At 38.7% G+C, this 1,327-nt stretch carries 2 protein-coding genes; both read right to left on the bottom strand.

Annotation, left to right across the window (positions count from 1 at the left end):
- Positions 1-326 (bottom strand): secretion protein Por (locus tag Q8907_17075; protein MDP4275983.1); only part of this gene is annotated, 326 nt, incomplete at its 3' end.
- Between the two features lie 51 nt (positions 327-377).
- Positions 378-1,327 (bottom strand): beta-galactosidase trimerization domain-containing protein (locus tag Q8907_17070; protein MDP4275982.1); only part of this gene is annotated, 950 nt, incomplete at its 5' end.

The raw sequence follows: 1,327 nt of genomic DNA, 5'->3' as shown, positions 1-1,327 counted from the left end.
TTGTTATTGATTTTTTGTGCATAAACATCCCAATCTGTCCCATAAACGTTATTATACCAGTCGGGATGAACCGTAAGTTTTAGTCGCCAGTTATATGCAGACATGTTATTACCTCCGCCAACCCGAGCTAAACGCAATCCTGCATCTTTATAAAATTGGACTGATTTGTCAAAGCTTTCATTTCGCCCGTATATATTTGGAGATACCTTTTTTTTGTTCGAAGATGCATCTACTGTAATATTTACATCCTGTGCCTGTACAGTATTGAATAAAAAACAACAAAACAAGACTAACAGCGGGCTGTTAAATAGTAATTGTCTGTTCATTTGTATTATTATTTAATGTTTAATGGGCATTGATATTTTTTGTATCAAAATCTATCTAACTTCGATAAATTCCGGCTCATAAGGTGCAATACTAAAGTTACCTGCATAGTCCTTATCGAAAAGAATACTTCTGGATTTGCCTTTCATCAGGATTTCTTTCGGTTCACCGCTCACATTCAGATACAAATAATGGGTCTTGTCAATTTGCCTGGCCATTACACCCGAGGGTACTTCCGGCCCTTTTTTAATATTCAACTGGTCAATCAGTTCATCAAGGACAGGGTTAAGCACGCTGGCATCAGCCGGTAACCCGACATAAATCGCCTGGCCTTTTCCATATTTGTTCAAGGTCATGACAGGATAGTCTTTATCCAGACTGGTTATACTTCCGATTACCTCAGCTCCTTTCGGTTCAATGATGTCGAACCTGGACGATTCGGTATCAACCGATTTCCCTTTGTAAGTAAACTCAAGTTTTTTCCCTTTGTATGATTTACGGGATATTTCATTATATGCCTCCGTTTCTTCGAAATTTGCTATCCGGATTCCAAATACATCATTCAGGCGACCGGGACGGGTAGTAGAAAACACCTTCCCTGTTTCATCAATAAAAGCCGAATTGCTGGTCATAATAACCGTACCTCCGTTCTTTACAAATTCACGGATTTTTTTGGCTGTTATTTCATCCATAACCGTAATGCCGGGAACAAAAAGTAATTTATATTTCAACTCACTTTTACTGATTTCCACAACATTTGCATCCATATTGCGCCAATAAAACAGATTCCAACAGGCTTGCAGCTGGTTTTCTTGTTGTTCAGGAAAGGAGCCACTTGCTATCTGACTCGGAAAAGAAAATGCCAAACCTACTTCAGGTTGCGGTTTGTATGGGAAATATTTCCCGATCTTATTAAATTCGGTAGCTATTTTCTTGTATTCCTCATACTTACGATTAGGAATCCCATCCCAGTCCAACATTCCTTCAAGATATTGTTCTTCTC

This window comes from Bacteroidota bacterium (assembly GCA_030706565.1).
Classification (GTDB): Bacteria; Bacteroidota; Bacteroidia; order Bacteroidales; family JAUZOH01; genus JAUZOH01.
This window is presented reverse-complemented; position numbering and strand designations above follow the sequence as displayed.